Source organism: Delftia sp. WSY_16 (genome assembly GCF_043104415.1).
Classification (GTDB): Bacteria; Pseudomonadota; Gammaproteobacteria; order Burkholderiales; family Burkholderiaceae_C; genus Comamonas; species Comamonas tsuruhatensis.
In genome coordinates this window covers 108355-131014 of record NZ_JBICKS010000043.1, presented here as the reverse complement: position 1 = coordinate 131014, position 22660 = coordinate 108355, and the positions used below count along the sequence as shown (strand labels likewise).

Below are 22660 nucleotides of genomic sequence, written 5' to 3'. Positions count from 1 at the left end.
TATGACAGCCGACGATAAGAATCGTCTTAACCTGGATTGCGCAGGTTCTGGCAAGACTGGACAGCGGTATATCGATCCGTTTTATTTCCAGAAATGCAGCCGAAAACAATCCAGAAACTGTGCGACCCATGCTACGAATTGCTGAGCAATACATCCCTGTCCAAGCCCCACCCCGGACTGAGGTTCCGCTTTTACTCGCTGGAGCAGGATGCCAATTTCGTGAACTATGGCTGCGTGCATTGCCAGGCGCCCCTGGCGATGAAGACAAGCCGGCGCGGGGCACTTCTGGGGTTTCGCCTGATGCCGTCCGAACCGCACTATCGCCTGGGCGAGGTGGACGCCGAGGACGGCCGCCAGGCGCAAGGCCAGGCGCTGGAAGGTTGACCGGCTGGTGCAGCCCGCAGGCCGGTCAGTCGAAGAGATGGTGCTCGGCGCAGAAGGCGGCCAGGTCCTGGTTGCTGTCCACGTTCAGCTTGCGCATGGCGGAGTTCTTCTGGAGGCTGACGGTCTTGACGCTGCGCCTCAGGCGTGCGGCGATTTCCGTGATGGATTCCCCCTTGGCGAAATGCCTGAGGACTTCGAATTCGCGCGGCGAGAGGTTGTTGGCGCGTTCGCTCAGGAAAACCGTCCTCTCCTGCCTGGGCGTGCCTGCCTGGAACGAGGGCGAGTAGTAGCGCGTGTTGAGGCGCACGCATTGAAGCGCCGCCATGATCTGGCTGAGCGGATCTTCCTTGAGCAGCACGCCGGCGACGCCCGCGTCATACAGGGCCGAGATGATCATGGGATTGGAGACGGTCGTCAGCACCAGCACCTTGATGTGCGGGAAATGGCGTATCAGGTAGTCCACGTAGCGCAGGCCGTCTCCGTAGAGGTCATCGCCCGGCATGGAGTAGTCGGTCAGAACCACGTCCAGGGGGTTCGATCTGGCGTATTCCATCAAGGACGACGGGGTATCGAACGTGGCCACGACCTGGAGATTGGGGTCCTGCTCCAGGAAGTCCTTGACGCCAAGCAGGACCACGGCGTGGTCGTCCACGACAGCAATGCGCAGTTTCAGTTTCATGGGATCGCAAGCAAAGGGTTAGGGCTGGGGCAATTGCGCCATCATGGCGCGAAGGTCGGCCAGGAGGTCGTCCAGCAGGACTGACAGCGCGGCCTGCAGGCCGGGCTCCGGGGCGCCGTTCAGGAGCCGCTCTTCCAGCGCCTGGGTGCGGGCGGCAAGCTCCTGCATCCTGGCCAGCAGCAAGGCGCCGCGCATGCGGTGCAGGGCCTGGGCGGCCAGGTCGGGCCGGCGCTCATCCAGGCCGCGGGCCAGCATTTCTATGTCGTCGTTCATGCACTGCACGAAGACCTGCCTGTGCGTCTGCAAAACGTTGGGCTCCGACAGGGCCGGGGGCGGGGGAATGTCCGCCGCCGCAGCGCCGGCCTGGGCAGGCGCCGGACGCAGGCGCTTTCTCGGCGCGAACTTCTCCAGGGTGCGGACCAGCGTGCGCAACTGGATGGGCTTGACCAGCCAGGCATTCATGCCGGCGTTCAGGCAGCGGTTTTCCTCGTCCAGCATGGCATTGGCGGTCACGCCGACGATGGGGCAGGCAACCCCCTCCGAACGCAGTCGCTCGGCGAGTTCGTAGCCGTTGAGGTAGGGCATGTTCACATCCGTCAGCACCAGGTCGTGCGGGCTGATGTCCCACAGCGCCAGCGCCTCCTCCCCGTCGTCGGCGACCGTGACTTCGCAGCCCAGGCTCTCGAGCTGGCCGCGCAGCGTCACCTGGTTGACGGGATTGTCCTCGGCGACCAGCACGCGCAGGTCGAACAGGGGCAGATCGGTGCCGGCGCTGGCAGAGCGCTGCGCACCGCCAAGCACCTGCGCAATGCCCTGGCCGATGCTCAGGACGTTGTGCCCGTCGATGCCCCGGTTGTCCGGCGAGGACAGGTTCAGGTGCCGCCCCTTCCACTGCGGCGCGGGGCTGTCCGCCGGCAGCAGGACGTCCAGCAGCAGCTCATCGTCATGGGCCGCCACCGGGGCGGCTGCCGCCGCGCGGGCCTGGCCGCCCCAGCGCCGCAGCCAGGCGCAGATGTTGTCCGTCAGTTCCGGGTGGGGGGTGCGCACCGCGATCCGGGCGCCCTGCAGCGCGGGAGCCTCCTCCTGCTCCGGCCCCTGCTCCTGCGCGACGGTCTCCAGCCCCAGCTCGAACCAGAACCTGCTGCCCAGGCCGGGCTCGCTCCAGACCTCGATGGAGCTGGACATCATCCGGGCCAGGCTCCAGCAGATGGACAGGCCCAGGCCCGCTCCACGGGCGGTGCGGCTGCTGTTCTTGACGAGATAAAAGGGCGTGAAAAGCTCGCCATGCAGGGATTTCTCTATGCCCACGCCCGTGTCGCAGACCTCGAACACCAGCCGGGCCTGCGAGGCCGGGCCCGGCATGCTGCGCAGGCGGACGATCACATGGCCGGCCTCCGTGAACTTGATGGCGTTGCTGATGAGATTGCCCAGGATCTGGCGGATGCGCACCGCGTCGCCCAGCACCGACTCGGGCACCTGCGCGTCCACGCAGGAAAACAGCAGCAGGCCGTTTTGCTGCGCCATGGCGGCGTAGGAACTGGTGCAGTTTTGCACCAGCTCCCGGGGATTGAACGGGGCCTTTTCCAGCTGCAGCTGGCCGGCCTCGATCTTGCTGGTGTCCAGGATGTCGCTGATGATCTGCAGCAAGATGGACGAGGACGCTTCGATACGGTCCACGTATTTGCTCTGCAGCTGGGTGAGCTCGGTCATGCCCAGCAGCTCCAGCGTGCCCAGCGCGCCATACAGCGGCGTGCGGATTTCGTGGCTCATGGTCGCCAGAAAGGTGGACTTGGCCTCGTTGGCCTCGTCCGCCGCGATTCTGGCCCGCTCCAGGTTGCTCTCGATCTCCGCGCGCGCGCTGACGTCGGCAAAAATGCACAGCGTCACATCCTGGCCGAGGTAGCGCGTGGGCGCATAGGCCACATGAAGCGTCCTGCCCTGCTCGGTGACCAGGCGCTCCATGGTGCCTGCGGCCCGGGCATGGACAATCTCCTCCAGCGCCGCCTTGTTCTCCGGCGAGCCGGGACGCAGGTAGCCATCGGCCGAGTGCAGCCACTCCTGCACCAGCGAGTTGCTGAAGATGATTTTCCCGCTGCCGTAGGCCACAAGGCAGATGGCCACGGGAGCGGTTTCGATCAGCGTCCTGTTGAATTCATTGCTCTCGACGATGACCCGCTGCGCCTCCTGCGCGGGCGCAATCACCTTGCGGTTGAACCACCGGGTATAGGCCACGCCGGCCAGCAGGCTCAGCAGCAGGGCCAGCACCAGGCCGGCAGAAGGGGCGAACAGCCTGCCCTGGAAAAAGGTGGCGTAGTCCACCTGGTAGTAGCCGGTCCACCGGCCGGAGGCATCCTCGGTCTTGAGGATCAGGCCATTGCGCGTGTACTGCATCCCCGTGTCGTCCACCTGCGGGACGGGGCCGGTGCCCATGAGCACGCCGAAATCCCGGTGCTCCAGCCAGAAAAGATGCCTGGGCAGCGTATGGATGGTTCTTTCTATGGCGCTGATGCGCTGGCGGCTGAAAAGGATGGCGGCGTAGATCGGGCTTGTGGCGGCTTCGTCGCCGGCTTCGATATGGCTTGAAAAGCCGGCGGCGACCATGCCGATCATCTTCTCCGGGAACTGGGGCGACCGGAACCAGACGATTTCCTGCGCCGGCGCCGTGGAGCCGGCGCCCGGCCGGGCATCGGCGACCCTGGCCCGCAGATGCGCCTTGACGGCGGCAATCGTGCTGTCGAACATTTCCTGCGTGACGCTCTCGTTGCCGATGGGCACGTCGATGGCCGGCACGCCGATGCTGATCGCCCCGTCCTCCTTGGTGAAGAAGGCAGCGGCTGCCGGGAAGTAGGAGCCTGCCCAGAAGGAGGAATAGCCTGCGGCCAGGGAGCTGCCCAGCGAGAAAAGCCGGTCCGGGAGCGTGTCGCAGGCCACGCGCGCAGCGCATTGCAGTGAAAAGGGAATGCCGCCGATGGCCTCGCGGCCACGGAACATGCGGTAGTCCGCCTGCGCAGGTGCGGGTACGTCGACGATGGTGGCTATCCTCTGGTCCGGCAGCGCTTTCCAGGACTCGTTGCGGCCCTTGAGCCGCCGAAGGAAGATTTCCTGCTCCTGCAGCGAGCCGACGATGGCGGAGAAGTTCAAGGCCAGGCGCCCCTGCTCCTGCTCGAAGATCCTCTCCGAGCCCCACAGCAGCACGGCGATGAGGAAGATCGCCAGGGGAAGCGCTCCAAACAGTACCCGGTTCTGCCAGCGTGTGGTGCGTGTGATCTTGCTGAACGGGGAGTCGGGCATGGACGCCTTGCGTGCTTGGGTCAGGTGGGGTTGCCTTGGTGCCGGGGCTCGGATGCCAGCATAAGGGCAAATTCAACCGCAGGCACCGCGGCGGACAGCAGATAGCCCTGTACGCAATCGCATCCGATGCTGCGCAGCAACTCCAGGTCCCGGGTGGTCTCCACGCCTTCCGCCGTCACCGTCAGGCCCAGCTGCCGCCCCAGTTGCACCGACGACGTCAAGGCCGCAGTCCGCACCTCGTCACCTGCCGCACCGGCCACGAAGGCCCGGTCGATCTTCAATTCGGTGAAGGGCGTGGAGATGAGGCTGTACATCGAGCTGTATCCGCGCCCGTAGTCATCCTGGGCCAGGCCGAAGCCCTTGAGGCGCAACCGGCTCGCGCTCATGTAGTAGTTGGCGGGTATGCCGACGGCCTGGTCCTCCAGAAGCTCGAACGTGATGTTCTCCGCAGCAATGCCGCACCGGGCCGCCATGCCGTGCAACTCGTCCGGCAGGCCGATATCGTCCAGCAGCGGTACCGGCAGGTTGACGGACACAGGCACGACATGTCCGGCACTGCGCCAGGCCAGGTGCGCCGACATGGCATCTTCCATCATCCGCACCAGCAAGGCATGGTCCAGCCCATGGAACCGGATGGCGGACATGAACGAGCCCGGCATCATGAAGCCGAACTGCGGATCGTTCCAGCGCGCCAGCGCTTCCACGCCGACGATGTGGCCCGTGAGCAGGGATTTCTTGGGCTGGAACCAGGCCTGTATGGTTTTCTCCTGCAAAGCCTGCACCAGGTGGGCCTTGGCGAAAATCGGCCGCTCCCTGATGCCGGCAGCGGTTTTCCCCTCGTTTGCATGGACGGACCTGAGTTGGCTGACCAGCGCCTGGACATGGTCCGTGCCGAACGGCTTCTGGAACATCCCGATGACGGAAAAGCCGGACTCCTTGGCCATGAGACTGACGCTGTTCATCAGCCGGCGCGAGCAGGAGGTGGATATCACGAGCATGGGATGCAGGTCGCGCCGGCTCAATTCATCGATGAACTGCAGGCCGTCCATGTCAGGCATCTTCAGGTCGGTGATGACGAGATGGAATCCGCCGTCGCCCAGCTTCTCCAGGGCCTCCCGCGCGTTGCAGGCCATGTGCGTGTCCGTGAGTCCCGCCTCCATGAGCAGGCTGCGCGCGTGCTCGCAGCACAGGGGATGGTCGTCCAGGATGAGTACTTTGAATGGGGCCAGCATGGGTTCAGGTCCTGCCTTGCTTGATGTTGTTCAAGGTGGTGCGCAGCACCGCCAACGTGAATGGCTTGCACAGCAGGCTGTCGAAGCCGGCCGGCAGTCCGTCGCCCTGCCCCTGCCCCTGCCCCTGCCCCTGCCCCTGCCCCTGCACTTGCGATTGCTCTTGCGCCTGCGTCTGGGTCTGCGGCTGCGCATTGGCCGTCAGCCCGACGATCGGGCGGCCATACCCGCGCTTTCTGAGCGCACGCGCCAGGGCCGGGCCGTCCAGCAACGGCATGTGCAGGTCGGTGAGAACGGCATCGAATTCGAGCAGGCCGGGCAGGGACAGCGCGTCCTGTCCATTGCTGGCCTGCTGGACCTCGCAGCCCAGCAACTGCAGCTGCTCTCGCAGGATGATCCTGTTGATGGGGTTGTCCTCGACGATGAGCACCCTCAGCCCCAGGGGCTCATGGACCTGGGCGGCGGCGGCATACAGGTCGGGGCGCGCGCCCGGCGCAATGCCCTGCTGGGCCAGGCCCAGCGCATGGCCCACTGCCGGCACGCCAGGCGCGCTGGCCTCCCACACGCAGGCCTGCACGGTCTCGCGGGGGCTCTCGCCCGGCGCCAGCGCCAGAACGCACTTGCCCGTCCATTGCGGACGGCGCAGCGACCGCGGCCAGGCTTGCACCAGCACGGCCTGCTCATTGGGACCCTGCACCTGGTCCCGGTAGGGCTGGGCCATGGCGCCCCAATGCCGCAGCCAGGCGCACAGGTTGTGCACGACTTCCGGAATGGCGCCATCCACGTAGACGGTGTGCGGCAACAGACTGGGCACTGCCTCATAGCCTGCCGCGCTCTCGCGCGGCAGGCGCAGCTCGAATGACACGCAGGTCCCCAGTCCCGGCTGGCTGGCGGCCGTCAGCCGCCCGCCCATCTCCTGGCTGAGGCGCAGGCAGATGGACAGCCCCAGGCCCGCGCCCTGGACCTGCTGCTGGGTGGCCGCATGGGCACGGAAGTACGGGTCGAACAGGAAGGGCTGCTGGTCCGGGTCGATGCCGATGCCCGTGTCCTGCACCTGGAACCGCAGGTCGGTGCCTTCCTCGCTGTCGCCCATGACCTGCAGGCGCAGGGCCACATGGCCGGAGAACGTGAACTTGATGGCATTGCCCACCAGGTTGTCCAGGATCTGCCGCAGCCGCAAGGCATCGCCCACCAGCAGGGGCGGCGTTTTCACATCGGAGACGGCATACAGCTGCAGACCCTTTTGCTCGGCACGCGACAGCAGGCCTGCGGCCACGCTGTCGAGCAATTCGGTGGCCGAGAACGCCTGGGCCTCCAGTTGCAGCCGGCCCGCCTCGATGGCCGACAGGTCCAGGCTGTCGTTGACGATGCGCAGCAAGGAGGCCGACGCCTGCTGCATGGCCCCCAGGTAGCGTGTCTGTTCGGAAGGAACCCTGGACAGGGCCAGCAGCTCCAGCGTTCCCAGGATGCCAAAGAGCGGCGTCCGTATTTCGTGGCTCATGGTGGCCAGAAACTGCGTCTTGGCCTGGCTTGCCGATTCGGCGCTCAGCTTGGCATCGACCAGCGCTGCCTGCGCCTGCCTGAGCGCCGTCACATCGCTGACCAGGCAGAAAACCACCGGCTCGCCGGCGTGGGTCGTGGGCGTGGTGCTGACCTCCACCAACCGACCGTCTCCCAGCGCCAGCTCACGCGGGCCCTGCTGCGTGCCCCCGGCCACGGCATGCTCGAACCAGGAAGCATCACTGCACACCCACTGCCGCGCCAGCGCATTGGACAGCAGCAGGCTGCGATCGCTGCACCGCACCAGCGCCAGGCCCACGGGTGCCGTGTCCAGCAGCTTTCGGCAGAGCGCGTCACCGGCGGCGCAGGCCCCTGCCCGGCTCCAGGCCGAAGCCGGCACGCCGCGTCGCAGCCGACGCACACACCATGCAAGTGCAGCCATGAGGGCAAGTCCCAGCGACGCGGACCACAGCAGCAGCCAGGCGTGGGCCCTGACCAGTTGCCGCACGGGCTCCCAGCGGTCTGCAAGCCATGCGGCGTTGTTCACGGATTTGCGCAGCAGCAGCGATTCGGGAAGGCCCCGGCCCACATGCATCAGCGAATACAGCGGCACGAGGTGGTCCTGCGGTGCGCTGGTGCGCCACGGCCATGCCAGACCGGCCTGGGAATGGACGGCCGCGCGGGTCGCGCCCACGGCAGCGTCCAGCAGCAGGAAATACCGGTCCATGAAAAACAGCTGCATGTCCCCCACAGGCACATGCGCGCGGCTGCGGGATGGCGGCGCCGGGGCGGCATCGTCCCTGCCGCTGTGCAAGGCGCAGGCCAGCATGGCCATGATTGCCAGTGCAAATACCGTCCAATCACGCAGCGACGCCATCCAATCGCACAGTGCCATGGACGGGCACCACCCGTGCCGAGTCGAGCGGGAAGAAAACAGAAGGTCTTGAAACTGGCGCATTGCCAAATCATAGGAATCGGATGAAGAAACAGGGCTAAGAATTTTCTTAATCCTGCAAACCCGTGCACGCCGCTTCACCCGGGAATATCGCCCGCCTCGCTTCGTCATCAAAGACCTTGTCCGATCTCTTCAGCGATTTCAGCAGTCTTGATGATTTAAGAAAATTCTTAGACCCAAACTCGGATGCCCCGGGGATCATTGCCGGCTTGATTCATCAACAAGGGCTGCTTCATTTTCTTGGGCAGGCCCCGGGATATTCCACACAGACGCCGCACATGCGAAATTGCAGCGCCCTGTCCAGCAATTGCGCAATCAATGCCCGCAAGGCGTTTCGGCAGTCCATTTCAGGGAAAGTAAAAAGGCAATGAGCATATACAGGCAACGATTCACTCCCACGGCGGCACGCAGGCCCCTGCGCCTGCTCGCCCTGGCATTGCTGTCGCAAGGCTGCATCGCCACGGCCCACGCATGGACCGTCGTGGTGGACAGCGCCGCCGACGCAACCGGCCCGTGCGCCAGCACCGGCCTGGGCCCCTGCACCCTGCGCGATGCCATCACCTACGCCAACGCCAACCGCAACAAAGGCGGCGACAACCGCATCGAGTTCCGCATCGGTGCGGGGGGAGAGCAGACCATCGTCACCCAAAGCAACTGGAATGGCAGGCTCATGCAGCCCATTGCACCGGCCACATCGCTCACCGTGGACGCCAGCACGCAGCCCGGCTATGAGGACCACTTGCCACGCCGCCCCCTGATCACGCTGCAGTCAGGCAGCCCCGAGTTCGGCATAGGGCTCGAGCTGGCAGGCGCCATCACGGTGCGCGGCCTGGCGATAGGCGGCTTCAATACGGCCCTGGCGGTGACCGGCGACGGCAACACCGTGCTGGGCTGCCATATAGGCGTTGACGCATCGGGAACGGTTGCCATGGGCAATCGCAGCAACATCCTTGTCCACTCCGGCAACCGCAACCGCATCGGGAATCTGGATATTGGCGGGCGAAATGTCATTTCCGCGGCGGAAAATTCCGGAATATGGCTTTCCTGGCCGGGCGCCGGTACAGGAAACATCATTCAGGGAAACTACATAGGCACCGATATCACCGGCAATGCGGCCCTGGGAAACCAGGGAAACGGCATCAGCGTGGCATCCGACTTTACCGGCACGCTGATCGACAGCAACCTCGTCTCCGGCAATGTCAGGGAAACAGGCGGCTCCTCCGCGATTTCCATTTCCGGCGCCCACACGCTGGTGACCCGCAACCGAGTCGGAACCAATGCAGCCGGCACGGCCATGATTCCCAACAATGGGCCAGGCATTGCCGTATTCTTTTCGTCGGAGGGCGGACATCGCATTGGCACAGGCCCTGAGGACGGCAACCTGATTGCCGGAAACAAGGAAACGGCCATTGAATTGAATGGAAACTACGGCGCACGCAACCCGAATACCCTGATTGCCGGGAATATCGTGGGAACCAGCCTGGATGCCAGCACCATGCTGCCCAATCAATGGGGCATCGTCATCAAGGATTCGGACGAGGTGACCGTGCGCGCAAACATCGTCGGTGGCAGCAAGGCGTCCGGCATACAGTTCCAGGGCGCCAGCAAGAACAACCTCGTGCAGGGCAACTACGTGGGCGTCAGTCCCCAGGGAACTGCCCTGCCCAATGGGGAAGGCGTTTCCTTTTTCCAGAAGGCCCATGACACCCTGGTCGGCGGTGACGACGCGGCACATGCCAACGTGATTGCCCACAACAGGCTGTTCGGCGTGGGATTGCGGGGGGACGAAGTCAAGGGCGTCTCCATGCTCGGCAATGCCATCTACGGCAATACCGAGGGAGGCATCGCACGAACCAGCCTGGCCAATGGAGATCCTGCCGAGCCGGTGCTGCTCACGGTGACGCCCGAGGGCCTGTCCGGCACGCTGGACAGCGTCGCCAACGAGAGCATGCGCATCGAGTATTTCTCGACGCCCAGGCTGCCCGACGGGCTGGTGGAGCGCGCCGCCGGCAAGGTTCTGCTGGGCTCGCAGACCGTGACCACCGATGCCTCCGGCCATGCGCCCTTGGTGTTCAAGGGCGCCATGCCCCCGGGCGACCAGGCCGCTGTCACGGCGACCGCCACCCGGATTTCCACCGGTGACACCTCGCGCTTTTCCAACGCGATGGCGGCCAACGCCGCCCCCGTGGCCCTGCCGCAAGCCGTCACGACCCCGCAGGATACGGCGCTGTCCATCACCCTCGCTGGCACGGACTTCGAGTCGGACCCGTTGCGCTTCGAGATCACCGCCGGCCCCGCCCATGGCGTCATCAGCGGCTTCGATCCCCAGACGGGTACGCTGGTCTACACGCCGGCGGCCGGCTACTCCGGGCCCGATACCTTCGCCTTCACGGTATCCGACGGGCACCAGAGCGCTGCCGCACCAGCATCCGTGACCATCGAGGTGATCGCTGCCGATCCTCCCGATCCCGGCCCGGGCACCGATCCCGACCCCGGTCCGGGCACGGACCCAGGACCCGGTCCCGGCCCCGGAAATGTCCAGGCCGTTCCCGGCCTGGGCCAGGGCGGCATGCTGGCGCTGCTGTGCGGCATGGCCTATCTGGCCAGCCGCAGGATGAGGAAAAGGCAGGCCTGAGCCCGCAGCGGGCGCAGGTCCCGCGCAAACGTCAGGCCGGCAGCCAGCGCAGCCAGCGCGGCCGCCAGGTCAGCGTGAAGGCAATGGCCAGGGCGGCGGCTGCCAGCGTCATGATCCAGACCAGGGAGGCCATGGAGGCATGGTCCACCGCCAGGCACAGGCCCAGCGAGGCGGCCAGGCCTGAGGCGCCCAGCCAGCGCAGCAGCCTGACCTTGCCATCGGGCTGGGGCATGTCGCCGTGCACCTGCTCCCAGTGCACGTCCTTGGCCAGCGCAAACCAGGCCATGCCGGCCAGCGAGGCGGCAAAGGCGGCGGCCAGCAGCAGTGCGTCCATCAGTCCCTCAGACATGGGCCACCTCCGCGGCGCGCGAGGGCATGGCGGGCGCGGCGCGCGTCTTGAGCTTGCGCGCCACCACCACGGCCAGCACGGCGCTGGCCAGCATGAACAGGTCCACGCCGGCCACCGGCCAGTAGCCCGCGCCCAGGGTCTTGAACAGGTGGTCGCCCGTGGTCAGCCAGTTCAGCAGCACGGCCACCACGGCCATGGCGGCCACGGCCCAGCACTGCTCGCGCCAGGCGGGGTTGGGCAGGCCCCGGGCCACGGGGGCGCTGCGCACAAAGGCATGCGCCATGGCCAGCAGCCAGGTGGCCCAGAAGAAATAGCGTTCCATGTCGCCCCGGCCCGGCCAGCCCTGGGGCATGGCCTCGGGCAGCAGGCGGTTGGCGATCAGCATGCCCAGGGCGGCCACCAGCATGCCGGTGACGGTGGTGACGGCCAGGGCATCGACCACGCGCGCACCCTGCACGCCCTGCTTGGCGTGCTGCTTCTTGCGCTTTTCCACGAAGAAGACAAAGCCGGTGGCAATGCAGGCGCAGCCGGCCAGGCCGCCCAGCACGTACAGCCAGCGCAGCAGCCAGTGGCGGAAGTGCTGCAGGTGCAGGCCGGTGAGGAAGGTGTTGATGCTGTCCACGGCCGTGCGCGGCGGGTCTTCGCGCAGCAGCGCGCCCGTGCTGGCCTTGAAGTGGATGCCCTCGCCCGTGAGCGCGATGCGGTCGGTGCCGGCGCGGTAGACGCTGACGTAGCCATTGGCATCGCCCACATGGGTGACGGACAGGAAGCCCACGTCGCCGGCCATGCCCTTGGCGGCCCAGCGGCGCTGCGCCTCGGCCACCATGGCGTCCACCGAGGCCACGGGTGCGGCCACGCCGGCGCGGTCGTGCGGCAGGCCGGTTTCCTCGGCCTCCATTTTTTCGTGCAGCTCGTGCAGGGGCTCCAGCTGGGTATGGGTGATGGGGAAGTAGATGCCCGCAAAGATCACCAGCCCCGTGAAGGCGAAGAAGAAGTGAAAGGGCAGCGCCACCACGCCCGTCATGTTGTGCAGGTCCAGCACGCTGCGCTGGGTGGCCTTCTTCGGACGGAAGGTGAACAGCTCGCGGAAGATCTTGCGGTGCATGACCACGCCGCTGACCAGGGCCACCAGCATGATGAGTGCGGCAAAGCCCACGATCCAGTAGCCAAGGTTCATCCAGTTGAGCGTCAGGCTGTAGTGCAGCGGGTAGAAGAAGCGGCTGCCGATCTTGAGGTGGTCGTCCGGCAGGGATTCGCCATTGCGCGGGTCGATGGTGCGCATGGCCCAGATCAGGGTCTCGGGCTTCTTGGCGTTGGGTACCTCGTAGCCGGCGAACAGGCCCAGCACGGGATCGCGGTGGGTGGTGTAGGCGCCCCAGCGCTGGGGCGTGTCGAAGCGCTCGGGCAGCGGGCCGTTGACCTCGCCGCGCATGGCATCGCGCGCCTGGGCGTTGGGCTGCATGGACTCGAAGACCGGCTTGAGGATCTGGTCGTACGAGGGCATGGGCGTGGGCTCGAAGCGCGAGGCCGGGATGGCCCAGCGGTCGATCTCGCGGTCGAACACCGACAGCGCGCCGAAGAAGAAGGCGGCCATGAGCACGAAGCCGAGCGCAAGCCCGAACCAGGTGTGCAGCCAGGCCATGGAGAGGCGGAAGTTCTGGAACATGGGGCGTTCTCCGGATTCAGGGCAGCAGCATCTGCTGGAGCAGCGATGCGCAACCGGTCATGACAATGCCGCCGCCGGCCAGCACGGCCCAGACGCGCGGGAGGCTCTGCGCCGCAAAGGCCCAGAGGAACACCGTCAGAAACACCAGGAAGCCGAGGATGTAGCCCAGATGCTCGGCATCGTGGAACTCCATTCCGGCGGCAAACATCAGCGCCACGCCCAGGGCGATGAAGCCCCAGGTGAAGGCATAGCCGCCGAAGACGGCAGCTGCAATGCGAACCAAAATAGTTTTCATTTACAAAGAAAAATACAGTCGTGGACCAAAGTGCTCGGGGCGCATTATCCCCGAGCGCCGTCAAAACCCGTGATCGGCCGTGGTGTCCCTATGCGGGCTGGCCTGCCGCCTGCGCCTTGGCCTGCGGTGCCGAAGGCTTGAGCGTGGGCGGCACGAACTGGAAGGTATCCGCGCGCGCCCCTGGCCAGTAGAGCTTGAACACGTTGTGCTGCTTGTCCAGCGGCCCCAGCAGAGCGCCGGGCTCCACGCGCAGGACCAGGTTGGCGAGCTGGCGCACCTCGGTGTCGGAGATGCGCCGCACGATGTGGTGGGCCGTGATGTCGCAGGGGTGCTCCAGGCCCGCCGCCTGCACCAGCTCCTGCAGCGCATGCAGGGTCTTGTCATGGAAGTTGGCCACGCGCGTGGCCTTGTCGGGCACGACCAGGGCCTTCTGGCGCGCCGCGTCCTGCGTGGCCACGCCCGTGGGGCAGTGGCCGGTGTGGCAGTTCTGCGCCTGGATGCAGCCCAGGGCCATCATGAAGCCGCGCCCGGCGTTGCACCAGTCGGCGCCCAGCGCCATCATGCGCGCGATGTCGAAGGCCGTGATCACCTTGCCGGCCGCGCCGATCTTGATGCGGTGGCGCAGGCCCACGCCGATCAGCGTGTTGTGCACCAGCAGCAGGCCTTCCTGCAGCGGCACGCCCACGTGGTCGGTGAACTCCACGGGCGCCGCGCCCGTGCCGCCCTCGGCGCCATCGACCACGATGAAGTCCGGCGTGATGTCCGTCTCCTGCATGGCCTTGACGATGGCGAACCACTCCCAGGGATGGCCCACGCAGAACTTGAAGCCCGTGGGCTTGCCGCCCGACTTCTCGCGCAGGCGGGCGATGAAATGCATCATCTCCACCGGCGTCCTGAAGGCGCTGTGGCTGGAGGGGCTGATGCAGTCCACGCCCACCGGCACGCCGCGCGCGGCGGCGATCTCGGGGGTGACCTTGGCGCCCAGCAGCATGCCGCCGTGGCCGGGCTTGGCGCCCTGGCTGAGCTTGATCTCGATGAGCTTGACCTGCGGGTCGGTGGCGTTGGCGATGAATTTCTCCTCGCTGAACGTGCCATCGTCGTTGCGGCAGCCGAAGTAGCCCGAGGCCACCTCCCAGATCAGGTCGCCGCCGTGCACGCGGTGGTGCTGGCTGATGGAGCCCTCGCCCGTGTCGTGCGCAAATCCGCCCATCTTCGCGCCCTTGTTCAGCGCCAGGATGGCATTGGCCGACAGCGCGCCAAAGCTCATGGCCGAGATGTTGAAGATGCTGGCGCTGTAGGGCTGGGTGCAGGGCGAGGCACCTTCATCGGCGCAGCCGATGGTGATGCGGAAGTCATGCGAGGCCAGCCTGGTGGGCTGCATGGAATGGTTCACCCATTCATAGCCCTGGGCCGTGACATTGAGCTGCGTGCCCAGCGGGCGGCTGTCCGGGTCGCCCTTGGCGCGCTGGTAGACCAGGGAGCGCTGGGCGCGCGAGAACGGCAGCGCCTCATGGTCGGACTCGATGAAGTACTGCCGCATCTCGGGCCGGATGAACTCCAGCAGAAACCGCAGGTGGCCGATGATGGGGTAGTTGCGCAGCACCGAATGGCGCACCTGGGTCATGTCGCGCACGCCCAGCAGCGCCAGCGCGGCGCACACGCCAAAGCCCAGCCACCACCACAGCCCTCCCCACACCAGCGCCGCCACCAGCAGCCCCGCGCTGCCGACCAGGCTCAGGCAGAACGTGGTGTAGCGCAGCGGCACCCATGCGGGCAGGCGATGAACGGGAGAGGCAGACGTTGACATGGCGTGGGTCCTCGGAACGAGTTGACGATCTTGTGCATGCCGCGCCTTCGAGGGCGCGCTGTGCACAAGGTTAACCCACGATCCGCGTCAGCCCTGGCGCGGCCGGGCGCCGGCGCCCGTTGCCTGCGCGGCCGCAGGCAGCACGAACCGGAAGCTCGCCCCCTGCCCCGGCGGATCCACCAGCTCGATGCGGCAGCCGTGCAGCTCCAGCATGCGGTGGACGATGCGCAGGCCCAGGCCGCCGCCGCGGCGGGCGCCGCCCACGGTGAAGGGCCGCTCGAACAGGCCTTCGCGCAGATCGGCCGGGATGCCGGGGCCGGTGTCGGCCACGGTGACTTCGACGGCGTTGCCCGCCGCCGCCAGCGCCACCTGGATGCTGCCGCCTTCGGGGGTGTGGCGCAGCGCGTTGTCCAGCAGGTTGCCCAGCACGCGCTCGATCATCCCCAGGTCGGCCTGGACGACGGGCAGGCGGGCTGGGAAGTCGGCCCGCAGCGCCACCTGTCGCGCCTCGGCACGCAGCTCGAATTTCTGGAACACGTCCTGCACCAGGTCGGGCATGGAAAACGGCTCCGGCTCGGGCTGGACAAAGCCGTATTCCAGGCGCGCCAGCTCGAACAGGCTTTGCGCCAGCTCGCCCACCTTCTGGCTCTGTGCCAGGGCAATGCCCAGGTAGCGGCGGCGTTCGGTGGTGTCGAGCACGGCGTCCTTGAGCAGCAGCGTTTCCAGGTAGCCGTGCAGGGACGACAGCGGCGTGCGCAGGTCGTGCGAGACGTTGGCGATGAGCTCGCGCCGCTCCTGGTCCTGGCGCGTGAGGGCGCGCCACTGCTCGCCGATGCGCGCCACCATGCGGCGGTAGGCCGCGTCCAGCACGGCGATCTCGTCGCGGCTGTCCTGCGCGGCACCGGGCTGGGGGGCCGGCAGGTCCGGGGGGGTGCCATGGATGTCGAAGCCGGCCACCTCTTCGGTGAGCCGGCGCAGCGGCCGCGTGATCAGCGCAAAGGCCACCAGGCCGGCCACCAGGCACAGCAGCGCCACCAGGCCGATGGACCACAGCGCCGTGCTGAGCACCGAGTTGGCCGAGCCCTGCGCCACCAGCTGGTCATGCGCCTCGCCCTGCAGCACCACGTAGATGAAGCCCACTTCCTTGCCGTTGACGCGCAGCGGCGCCGCGCTGAAGACCTTGCGGCCTTCGACGCTGCGCGGGTCGTCACCCAGGATGGGCAGCGTGCCGCCTTCCAGCAGCCGGTGCACGGGCGCCAGGTCCACGCGCTCGCGGCGCACGCGGCCGTCGGGGGCGGCATGGCCGGCAATGCGGCCGTCGGCGTCCAGCAGGTAGACCTCCACGCTGGGGTTGACCAGCATGAGCTGGTTGAAGAAGCTGCGCACGGCGCCGGGCATGAGGCCGTTGGCGTCGGTCAGCTGGGCGTCGCGCGCAATGCTTTCGGCCACGTCGCGCGACAGGCCCTGCACCACTTCCAGCTCGTGCATGCGGCTGGCGCGCAGCTGCATCCAGGCGGAGGTGCCGCTGCACACCAGCAGCAGCACGGCAAAGACCAGGGACAGGCGCTGGGTCAGTGTCAGGCGCAGTTTCATGGTCATGCGCCCTCGCCCGCCTCGGCGAACTTGTAGCCGCGCCCCCAGACGGTGAGGATGCGCGCGGGCTGGGCCGGGTCGGCCTCGATCTTGGCGCGCAGGCGGTTGATGTGGGTGTTGACGGTGTGCTCGTAGCCCTCGTGCTGGTAGCCCCAGACGGCATTGAGCAGGTCCATGCGCGAGAACACCTTGCCGGGCTGGCGCGCAAAGAAGTACAGCAGGTCGAACTCGCGCGGGGTCAGGTCCAGCCGGGCACCATGAAGCCGGGCATCGCGCGCCACGGGGTCCATGGCCAGGCCGTCAATGGACAGGCTGCCGGACTCCAGCCGCGCGTTCTGGGCCAGCGCCTCCACGCGGCGCAGCAGCGCCTTGACGCGCGCCACCAGCTCCAGCACGGAAAACGGCTTGGCCAGGTAGTCGTCGGCGCCGATCTCCAGGCCCAGGATGCGCTGCACCTCGCTGGAGCGCGCGCTGATGATGATGATGGGCGTGTAGCGCGCCATGGCGCGGGCGCGGCGGCAGATCTCCAGGCCGTCCACGCCGGGCAGCATGATGTCCAGCACCAGCGCGTCCCAGCCGCCGCGCTCCAGTTGGCGCAGGCCGTCGTCGCCGCGCGCGCAGTGCATGACTTCCAGGCCTTCGTCGCGCAGGTGCAGCGTGAGCAGGTCGGCGATATGGGCGTCGTCCTCGACGAGAAGTACGCGGCGCGTGGCGGTCATCGGATGCGGTTTCCTGGAAGTGGCGGGAGTGGCTGCCATTGTGCGCAATACCGGGGCCGGGAGTTATCACGAATCTTTGAACTCTGCGTGAGGACTTCGGGAGGCCGGCGCCCTAACCTGACTGGCATCGCATCGTTTTCAGACGCACGCAACCTTCAGGAGCACACCATGACCACCAGACGCCATCTTCTGTGGACCGCAGGCGCCGGCACCACCGCCGTGCTGGCGGCCAGCCTGTTCCCGCGCCGCGCGCCAGCGGCCGCCTCCAGCGAAGTCTTCGAGGTCAGCTACACGGATGCCGAGTGGCGCGCCCGCCTCACGCCCGAGCAGTACCGGATCCTGCGCAAGGAAGGCACGGAGCGCGCCGGCACCAGCCCGCTGAACAAGGAGCACCGCGCGGGCACCTTTGCCTGCGCAGGCTGCGCGCTGCCCCTGTTCTCTTCCAAGACCAAGTTCGACAGCGGCACGGGCTGGCCCAGCTTCTGGCAGCCGCTGGACAAGGCCGTGGCCACGCGCCAGGACCGCACCTACGGCATGCTGCGCACCGAGGTGCATTGCCGCCGCTGCGGCGGCCACCTGGGCCATGTCTTCGACGACGGCCCCAGGCCCACGGGCCTGCGCTACTGCATGAACGGGCTGTCCCTGACGTTCACGCCCCAGCCTGCCTGAACCCGGGAGCCACGCCATGCTGCTGATCGTCCTGGCCTATCTGGGCGGGGTGCTGACCATCTTCAGCCCCTGCATCCTGCCGGTGCTGCCCTTCGTCTTTGCGCGCGCCGACCAGCCCTTCGCCAAAAGCGGCCTGCCGCTGCTGGCGGGCATGGCGCTGACCTTCGCCCTGGTGGCCTCGCTGGCCGCCGTGGGCGGCGGCTGGGTGGTGGCCGCCAATGAATACGGCCGCTGGCTGGCCCTGGGCCTGGTCGCCGTGTTTGCGCTGACCCTGCTGTGGCCCGGCCTGTCCGAGCGGCTGACGCGGCCGCTGGTGGCGGCGGGCTCGCGCCTGTCCGAGCGTGCCCAGGGCACGGACGGCGGCGCCCGCCCCGGCGCCTCGCTGCTGCTGGGCGTGGCCACGGGCCTGCTGTGGGCGCCCTGCGCGGGCCCCATCCTGGGCCTGATCCTCACGGGCGCCGCACTGCAGGGCGCCAACACCACCTCCAGCCTGCTGCTGCTGGCCTATGCGGCCGGTGCGGCCACCTCCATGGCGGCGGCCCTGCTGCTGGGCGGCAAGGTGTTTGCGGCGCTCAAGCGCATGCTGGGCGCGGGCGAATGGGTGCGGCGCGGGCTGGGCGCGGCCATGCTGGCCGGCGTGGGCGCGATTGCGCTGGGGCTGGACACGGGCGTGCTGGCGCAAGTGTCCACGGCCTCCACCGGCGGCCTGGAGCAAAGGCTGGTGGACCGCCTGAGCGGCAGGCCCGAGGGTGGTGCCATGGCCATGCAGGCCGGTCCCGCAATGATGGCCGCCGTGGACAGGGGCTCCGGTGCTGGCCCGTCCCGCGCCGCCCTGCCGGACGAAGGGCTGGCCCCTGCGCTGGACGGCGCCACCGACTGGCTCAACTCCACGCCGCTGACGGCCGAACAACTGCGCGGCAAGGTGGTGCTGGTGGATTTCTGGACCTATTCCTGCATCAACTGCCTGCGCACCCTGCCCTATGTGAAGGCCTGGGCCGAGAAGTACCGCGACCAGGGCCTGGTGGTGGTGGGCGTGCATGCGCCGGAGTTCGCCTTCGAGCGCAAGCTGTCCAACGTGGAAAAGGCCATCAAGGACCTGGGCATCAGCTACCCCGTGGCCGTGGACAACGGCTACAAGATCTGGCGCGCCTTCAACAACCAGTACTGGCCGGCGCACTACTTCATCGATGCCCAGGGCCGCATCCGGCACCACCACTTTGGCGAAGGCGGCTATGCCGAGTCCGAGCGCGTGATCCAGCAACTGCTGCAGGAAGCCGGATCGAAGCAGGTGGACCTGGGCCTGATCGACGTGCAGGCCCAGGGCGTGCAGCAGGCAGCCGACATGGCAGCCGTGCGCTCGCACGAGACCTACCTGGGCTATGAGCGCGCCGAGCAATTTGCCGCCACGCCTGCCGCCGTGCACGACCAGGCCACCGCCTATGCCACGCCCGAGCGCCTGCCGCTCAACGCCTGGGGCCTGAGCGGCCAATGGACGGTGGGCCCGGAAAGCGCCACGCTGGACGGCGCCACCGGCCGCATCACCTACCGCTTCCAGGCACGCGACCTGCACCTGGTGCTGGGCCCGGGCAGCGATGGCAAGCCCGTGCGCTTCAAGGTACTGATCGACGGCAAGGCGCCCGGCGCCTCGCGCGGCATGGACGTGGCCGCCGACGGCAGCGGCAGCGTGACCGCGCAGCGCCTGTACCAGCTGGTGCGCCAGGACGGCGGCGCAGCCGAACGCACCTTCAGCATCGAATTCCTGGACCCCGGCATCTCCGCCTATGCCTTCACCTTTGGCTGATCCCTGGCCGCTTCACTTTCACCGGAGAGACACCATGACCAACGATTCCCCCCTCGCCGCCGCACCCCGCCGCCGCGGCCTTCTCCAACTGCTGACCGGCAGCGCCGTGCTGCTGGGCGGCGCCCTGCTGTGGCAGGGCAGCGACCTGCAGGCGGCCGAGCAGGCCGTGCGCATTCCGCCACCCGCGCAGGACATGCCCGCCACGGGCCAGGGGCCGCAGAAAGCCATCTTTGCGGGCGGCTGCTTCTGGGGAGTGCAGGGCGTGTTCCAGCATGTCAAGGGCGTGCAGCGCGCCGTCTCGGGCTACAGCGGCGGCACGGCGGCCCAGGCCTCGTATTCGGCGGTGAGCAGCGGCCGCACCGGGCATGCGGAGTCGGTCGAGATCACCTATGACCCGGCCCAGGTCAGCTACGGGCAGCTGCTGCAGATCTACTTTTCCGTGGCCCATGACCCGACCCAGCTCAACCGCCAGGGGCCAGACACGGGCCCGCAGTACCGCTCGGCCATCTTCGCCACCGACGCCGCGCAGCTCAGGACCGCCCAGGCCTATGTGGCCCAGCTCGATGCCGCCAAGGTCTTCGGCAAGCCCATCGTGACCCGGCTGGAGGACAAGCCCAGCTTCTTCCCGGCCGAGAACTACCACCAGGACTTCATGACCGAGAACCCGCGCCATCCCTACATCGTCATCAACGACCTGCCCAAGGTCCAACAGCTCAAGCGCCTGTTCCCGGACAACTACCGGGCCGAGCCGGTGCTGGTCAAGCAGGCCGCGCGGCAGATGTAGCGCCTGCGCAGCGCGGGTGCCTTCAGGCATCGGGGGCGGCTGCCGTATGAGACATTTGCGGCATGCCCTCCAGCCTGCAGACCGCACCCAACCCGCCCGCGCCCCTTCCCGCGGCCCCTGTGGCCCCCACCCGCGCCGAAGCCCTGCGCTACTGGCTGAAGCTGGGCTGCATCAGCTTTGGCGGGCCGGCCGGGCAGATCGCCATCATGCATGAGGACCTGGTGGAGCGGCGGCGCTGGATCTCGGAGGGGCGCTTCCTGCATGCGCTCAATTACTGCATGCTGCTGCCCGGCCCCGAGGCGCAGCAGCTGGCCACCTATATCGGCTGGCTGCTGCACCGCACCTGGGGCGGCATCGTGGCCGGCGGGCTGTTCGTGCTGCCCTCGCTGGTGCTGCTGATCGGCCTGTCCTGGATCTATGTGGCCTTCGGCCATGTGCCGGCCATTGCCGGCATCTTCTACGGCATCAAGCCGGCCGTGACGGCGCTGGTGGTGCAGGCGGCCTGGCGCGTGGGCTCGCGCACCTTGCGCAACGGCTGGCTGTGGGGCATTGCCGCGGCGGCCTTCGTGGCCATCTTCGCGCTGAAGCTGCCGTTTCCGCTGATCGTGCTGGCGGCCGGCGCACTGGGCTACCTGGGGGGCAGGCTGGCGCCGCGCCACTTCGCCCCTGCAGGCGGGCACGGCCACGGCGGCGGCAGCCACGGCCCGGCCGTCATCGACGATGACACGCCCGTACCGGCCCATGCACGGTTCAGCTGGCGTTTTTTCAGCCAGGTGCTGGCGGCCAGCCTGGGGCTTTGGGCCCTGGCGCTGGGCCTGCTGACCGCCGCCTTCGGCTGGCAGGGCGCACTCACCCAGATGGGCTGGTTCTTCACCAAGGCGGCACTGCTGACCTTTGGCGGCGCCTACGCCGTGCTGCCCTACCTCTACCAGGGCGCCGTGGACCACTACCACTGGCTCACGGCCGCGCAGATGATGGACGGGCTGGCCCTGGGCGAGACCACGCCGGGGCCGCTGATCATGGTGGTGTCCTTCGTGGGCTTCCTGGGCGGCTGGAGCACGCAGGTGTTCGGCCCCGATGCGCTGCTGCCTGCCGGCGCCGCCGCCGCCCTGGTCGTGACCTTCTTCACCTTTTTGCCGTCCTTTGCCTTCATCCTGCTGGGCGGCCCCTTCATCGAGTCCACCCATGGCAGGCTGGGCTTCACCGCGCCGCTGACGGGCATCACGGCCGCCGTGGTGGGCGTCATCGCCAACCTGGCCGTGTTCTTTGCCTGGCACGTGCTGTGGCCACAGGGCTGGGCGGGTCCCTTCGACTGGCCGTCCGCACTGCTGGGCCTGGCTGCGGCGGCCGCGCTGCTGCGCTGGAAGGTCGGCGTGATCCCCGTGGTGGTGGGCGCGGGACTGGCCGGCCTGGCGATCACGCTGGCACGCCAGGGTGGGTAGGAAAGGCTGCGGCATGGTTTCGACCACGGGTGGGCATTTCAGCTGGCTGCGCTGCCGCACCGCAGGCGTGGAGGCCGTGGCCGCCGACACGGCGAGGCACTTTGGGCGACATACCCACGAGCAGTACGGCATCGGCCTGATCGAGCGTGGCGCGCAGAAGTCCGCCAGCGGACGAGGTCTCTACGAGGCCGGGGCTGGTGACCTCATCATGGTCAACCCCGGCGAGCTGCATGACGGCATGCCCCTGGGCGACGGCGGTCGCGCCTGGCGCATGCTCTACCTGGAGCCCTGGGTCGTGGCCGGGCTCATGGCGGACATGGATGGCGCAGGGCCGGCGGCCGGCTTCGAGTTCCGCCAGCCCGCCGTGCGCGACCCGGGCCTGGCCGCGTGTTTTCAGACCCTGTACCGCAGGATGACCGGCAGCGGCGAGCCAGCGGACGCCCTGGACCTGGACGAAGCCCTGCTGCAGCTGCTGGGCGGCATGCTGCAGCGCCCTGCCCCGGCGCCCCGCGCACCGGCCCCCATCACCCTGGCCCGCGCCCGGATGGACGACGATCCCGGCGCGCCCCTGACCCTGGGCGCCCTGGCCCAAGAGGCGGGCCTGAGCCGCTACCAGTTCCTGCGCGCCTTTGCGCGCGCCACAGGCATGACGCCCCATGCCTATCTGCTGCAGCGGCGCCTGCACCAGGCGCGCGGGCTCATCGCCAGCGGCATGCCGCTGGCCGAGGCCGCCGCGCACAGCGGCTTTGCCGACCAGAGCCATATGACGCGCCTGTTCGTGCGCAGCTTCGGCATGGCGCCCGGCTTCTATGCCAGGGCAGCAAGCGCCTGCGCTGCGTGACGCGCTGCAATTTCCTTCAAG

At 67.9% G+C, this 22660-nt stretch carries 18 protein-coding genes; 8 read left to right on the top strand and 10 right to left on the bottom strand.

The genetic code is table 11. The features are described 5' to 3' along the window. The first annotated feature begins 138 nt into the window (after positions 1–138). On the top strand, positions 139–384 hold the full coding sequence (locus tag ACF8O7_RS26530) for a hypothetical protein (protein ID WP_392444742.1): 246 nt from the start codon (positions 139–141) through the stop codon (positions 382–384). A gap of 25 nt (positions 385–409) precedes the next feature. Here ACF8O7_RS26530 and ACF8O7_RS26525 read toward each other — a convergent pair whose 3' ends face one another. The 4 genes from ACF8O7_RS26525 to ACF8O7_RS26510 are packed head-to-tail and all read right to left on the bottom strand — an operon-like array spanning position 410 to position 7810. After that, entirely contained in the window at positions 410–1063 is a 654-nt protein-coding gene (locus ACF8O7_RS26525; RefSeq protein WP_016448158.1) for a response regulator transcription factor, read from the bottom strand. A gap of 18 nt (positions 1064–1081) precedes the next feature. Continuing rightward, positions 1082–4354 carry a response regulator gene (locus ACF8O7_RS26520; RefSeq protein WP_392444740.1) on the bottom strand — a complete coding sequence of 1091 codons (3273 nt, stop codon included), beginning with the start codon at positions 4352–4354 and terminating at the stop codon, positions 1082–1084. A 20-nt stretch (positions 4355–4374) separates the two neighbouring features. Beyond that, complete coding sequence (locus ACF8O7_RS26515) at positions 4375–5586, bottom strand: EAL domain-containing protein (RefSeq protein WP_017407842.1); 1212 nt, start codon at positions 5584–5586, stop codon at positions 4375–4377. Positions 5587–5590: 4 nt separating this feature from the next. Beyond that, entirely contained in the window at positions 5591–7810 is a 2220-nt protein-coding gene (locus tag ACF8O7_RS26510; protein ID WP_392444736.1) for an ATP-binding protein, read from the bottom strand. Between the two features lie 347 nt (positions 7811–8157). Here ACF8O7_RS26510 and ACF8O7_RS26505 point away from each other — a divergent pair, with 347 nt between their 5' ends. Beyond that, complete coding sequence (locus tag ACF8O7_RS26505) at positions 8158–8409, top strand: hypothetical protein (RefSeq protein ID WP_209669476.1); 252 nt, start codon at positions 8158–8160, stop codon at positions 8407–8409. Beyond that, positions 8406–10673, top strand: coding sequence for an Ig-like domain-containing protein (locus ACF8O7_RS26500; protein ID WP_392444733.1), 2268 nt, complete (start codon positions 8406–8408; stop codon positions 10671–10673). Before ACF8O7_RS26505 ends, ACF8O7_RS26500 begins: the two co-directional genes overlap by 4 nt. A 31-nt stretch (positions 10674–10704) precedes the next feature. Here ACF8O7_RS26500 and ACF8O7_RS26495 read toward each other — a convergent pair whose 3' ends face one another. From ACF8O7_RS26495 to ACF8O7_RS26470, 6 genes are all read right to left on the bottom strand, one after another. Beyond that, positions 10705–11022: a DUF3325 domain-containing protein gene (locus ACF8O7_RS26495; protein ID WP_160855961.1), complete on the bottom strand. Its 318-nt coding sequence runs from the start codon at positions 11020–11022 to the stop codon at positions 10705–10707. Further along, positions 11015–12688 (bottom strand): PepSY-associated TM helix domain-containing protein, encoded by a 1674-nt coding sequence (locus ACF8O7_RS26490; RefSeq protein ID WP_392444730.1) that lies wholly within the window; start codon positions 12686–12688, stop codon positions 11015–11017. The genes ACF8O7_RS26495 and ACF8O7_RS26490 overlap by 8 nt, the downstream gene beginning before the upstream one ends. 16 nt (positions 12689–12704) lie before the next feature. Further along, positions 12705–12983, bottom strand: coding sequence for a hypothetical protein (locus ACF8O7_RS26485; protein WP_016448165.1), 279 nt, complete (start codon positions 12981–12983; stop codon positions 12705–12707). An 88-nt stretch (positions 12984–13071) separates the two neighbouring features. Then, positions 13072–14790: an FMN-binding glutamate synthase family protein gene (locus ACF8O7_RS26480; protein WP_034364403.1), complete on the bottom strand. Its 1719-nt coding sequence runs from the start codon at positions 14788–14790 to the stop codon at positions 13072–13074. An 87-nt stretch (positions 14791–14877) separates the two neighbouring features. Further along, complete coding sequence (locus ACF8O7_RS26475) at positions 14878–16383, bottom strand: ATP-binding protein (RefSeq protein WP_017404416.1); 1506 nt, start codon at positions 16381–16383, stop codon at positions 14878–14880. Between the two features lie 2 nt (positions 16384–16385). After that, positions 16386–17102 carry a response regulator transcription factor gene (locus ACF8O7_RS26470; protein WP_016448168.1) on the bottom strand — a complete coding sequence of 239 codons (717 nt, stop codon included), beginning with the start codon at positions 17100–17102 and terminating at the stop codon, positions 16386–16388. Positions 17103–17270: 168 nt separating this feature from the next. Between ACF8O7_RS26470 and msrB the strand changes: the two genes are divergently transcribed. From msrB to ACF8O7_RS26445, 5 genes are all read left to right on the top strand, one after another. Continuing rightward, positions 17271–17771 carry a peptide-methionine (R)-S-oxide reductase MsrB gene (gene msrB / locus ACF8O7_RS26465; RefSeq protein ID WP_047327255.1) on the top strand — a complete coding sequence of 167 codons (501 nt, stop codon included), beginning with the start codon at positions 17271–17273 and terminating at the stop codon, positions 17769–17771. Positions 17772–17787: 16 nt separating this feature from the next. Continuing rightward, a complete protein-coding gene (locus tag ACF8O7_RS26460; RefSeq protein WP_280047793.1) occupies positions 17788–19572 on the top strand; it encodes a cytochrome c biogenesis protein DipZ in 1785 nt (594 codons plus the stop codon). A 34-nt stretch (positions 19573–19606) separates the two neighbouring features. After that, positions 19607–20356 (top strand): peptide-methionine (S)-S-oxide reductase MsrA, encoded by a 750-nt coding sequence (gene msrA / locus ACF8O7_RS26455; protein ID WP_160855957.1) that lies wholly within the window; start codon positions 19607–19609, stop codon positions 20354–20356. Positions 20357–20418: 62 nt separating this feature from the next. Continuing rightward, complete coding sequence (gene chrA, locus ACF8O7_RS26450) at positions 20419–21798, top strand: chromate efflux transporter (protein WP_280047792.1); 1380 nt, start codon at positions 20419–20421, stop codon at positions 21796–21798. 13 nt (positions 21799–21811) lie between these two features. Next, positions 21812–22639 carry an AraC family transcriptional regulator gene (locus ACF8O7_RS26445; protein WP_392444726.1) on the top strand — a complete coding sequence of 276 codons (828 nt, stop codon included), beginning with the start codon at positions 21812–21814 and terminating at the stop codon, positions 22637–22639. The last annotated feature ends 21 nt before the right edge of the window (positions 22640–22660 follow it).

Bases quoted from the DNA above. Each gene is read 5' to 3' on its own strand.
- msrA (WP_160855957.1), top strand. From the start codon at position 19,607: ATGACCAACGATTCCCCCCTCGCCGCCGCACCCCGCCGCCGCGGCCTT.
- ACF8O7_RS26515 (WP_017407842.1), bottom strand. From the start codon at position 5,586: ATGCTGGCCCCATTCAAAGTACTCATCCTGGACGACCATCCCCTGTGC.
- msrB (WP_047327255.1), top strand. From the start codon at position 17,271: ATGACCACCAGACGCCATCTTCTGTGGACCGCAGGCGCCGGCACCACC.
- chrA (WP_280047792.1), top strand. From the start codon at position 20,419: ATGCCCTCCAGCCTGCAGACCGCACCCAACCCGCCCGCGCCCCTTCCC.
- ACF8O7_RS26510 (WP_392444736.1), bottom strand. From the start codon at position 7,810: ATGGACCGGTATTTCCTGCTGCTGGACGCTGCCGTGGGCGCGACCCGC.
- ACF8O7_RS26475 (WP_017404416.1), bottom strand. From the start codon at position 16,383: ATGAAACTGCGCCTGACACTGACCCAGCGCCTGTCCCTGGTCTTTGCC.
- ACF8O7_RS26500 (WP_392444733.1), top strand. From the start codon at position 8,406: ATGAGCATATACAGGCAACGATTCACTCCCACGGCGGCACGCAGGCCC.
- ACF8O7_RS26490 (WP_392444730.1), bottom strand. From the start codon at position 12,688: ATGTTCCAGAACTTCCGCCTCTCCATGGCCTGGCTGCACACCTGGTTC.
- ACF8O7_RS26460 (WP_280047793.1), top strand. From the start codon at position 17,788: ATGCTGCTGATCGTCCTGGCCTATCTGGGCGGGGTGCTGACCATCTTC.
- ACF8O7_RS26445 (WP_392444726.1), top strand. From the start codon at position 21,812: ATGGTTTCGACCACGGGTGGGCATTTCAGCTGGCTGCGCTGCCGCACC.
- ACF8O7_RS26470 (WP_016448168.1), bottom strand. From the start codon at position 17,102: ATGACCGCCACGCGCCGCGTACTTCTCGTCGAGGACGACGCCCATATC.
- ACF8O7_RS26495 (WP_160855961.1), bottom strand. From the start codon at position 11,022: ATGTCTGAGGGACTGATGGACGCACTGCTGCTGGCCGCCGCCTTTGCC.
- ACF8O7_RS26480 (WP_034364403.1), bottom strand. From the start codon at position 14,790: ATGTCAACGTCTGCCTCTCCCGTTCATCGCCTGCCCGCATGGGTGCCG.
- ACF8O7_RS26520 (WP_392444740.1), bottom strand. From the start codon at position 4,354: ATGCCCGACTCCCCGTTCAGCAAGATCACACGCACCACACGCTGGCAG.
- ACF8O7_RS26485 (WP_016448165.1), bottom strand. From the start codon at position 12,983: ATGAAAACTATTTTGGTTCGCATTGCAGCTGCCGTCTTCGGCGGCTAT.
- ACF8O7_RS26525 (WP_016448158.1), bottom strand. From the start codon at position 1,063: ATGAAACTGAAACTGCGCATTGCTGTCGTGGACGACCACGCCGTGGTC.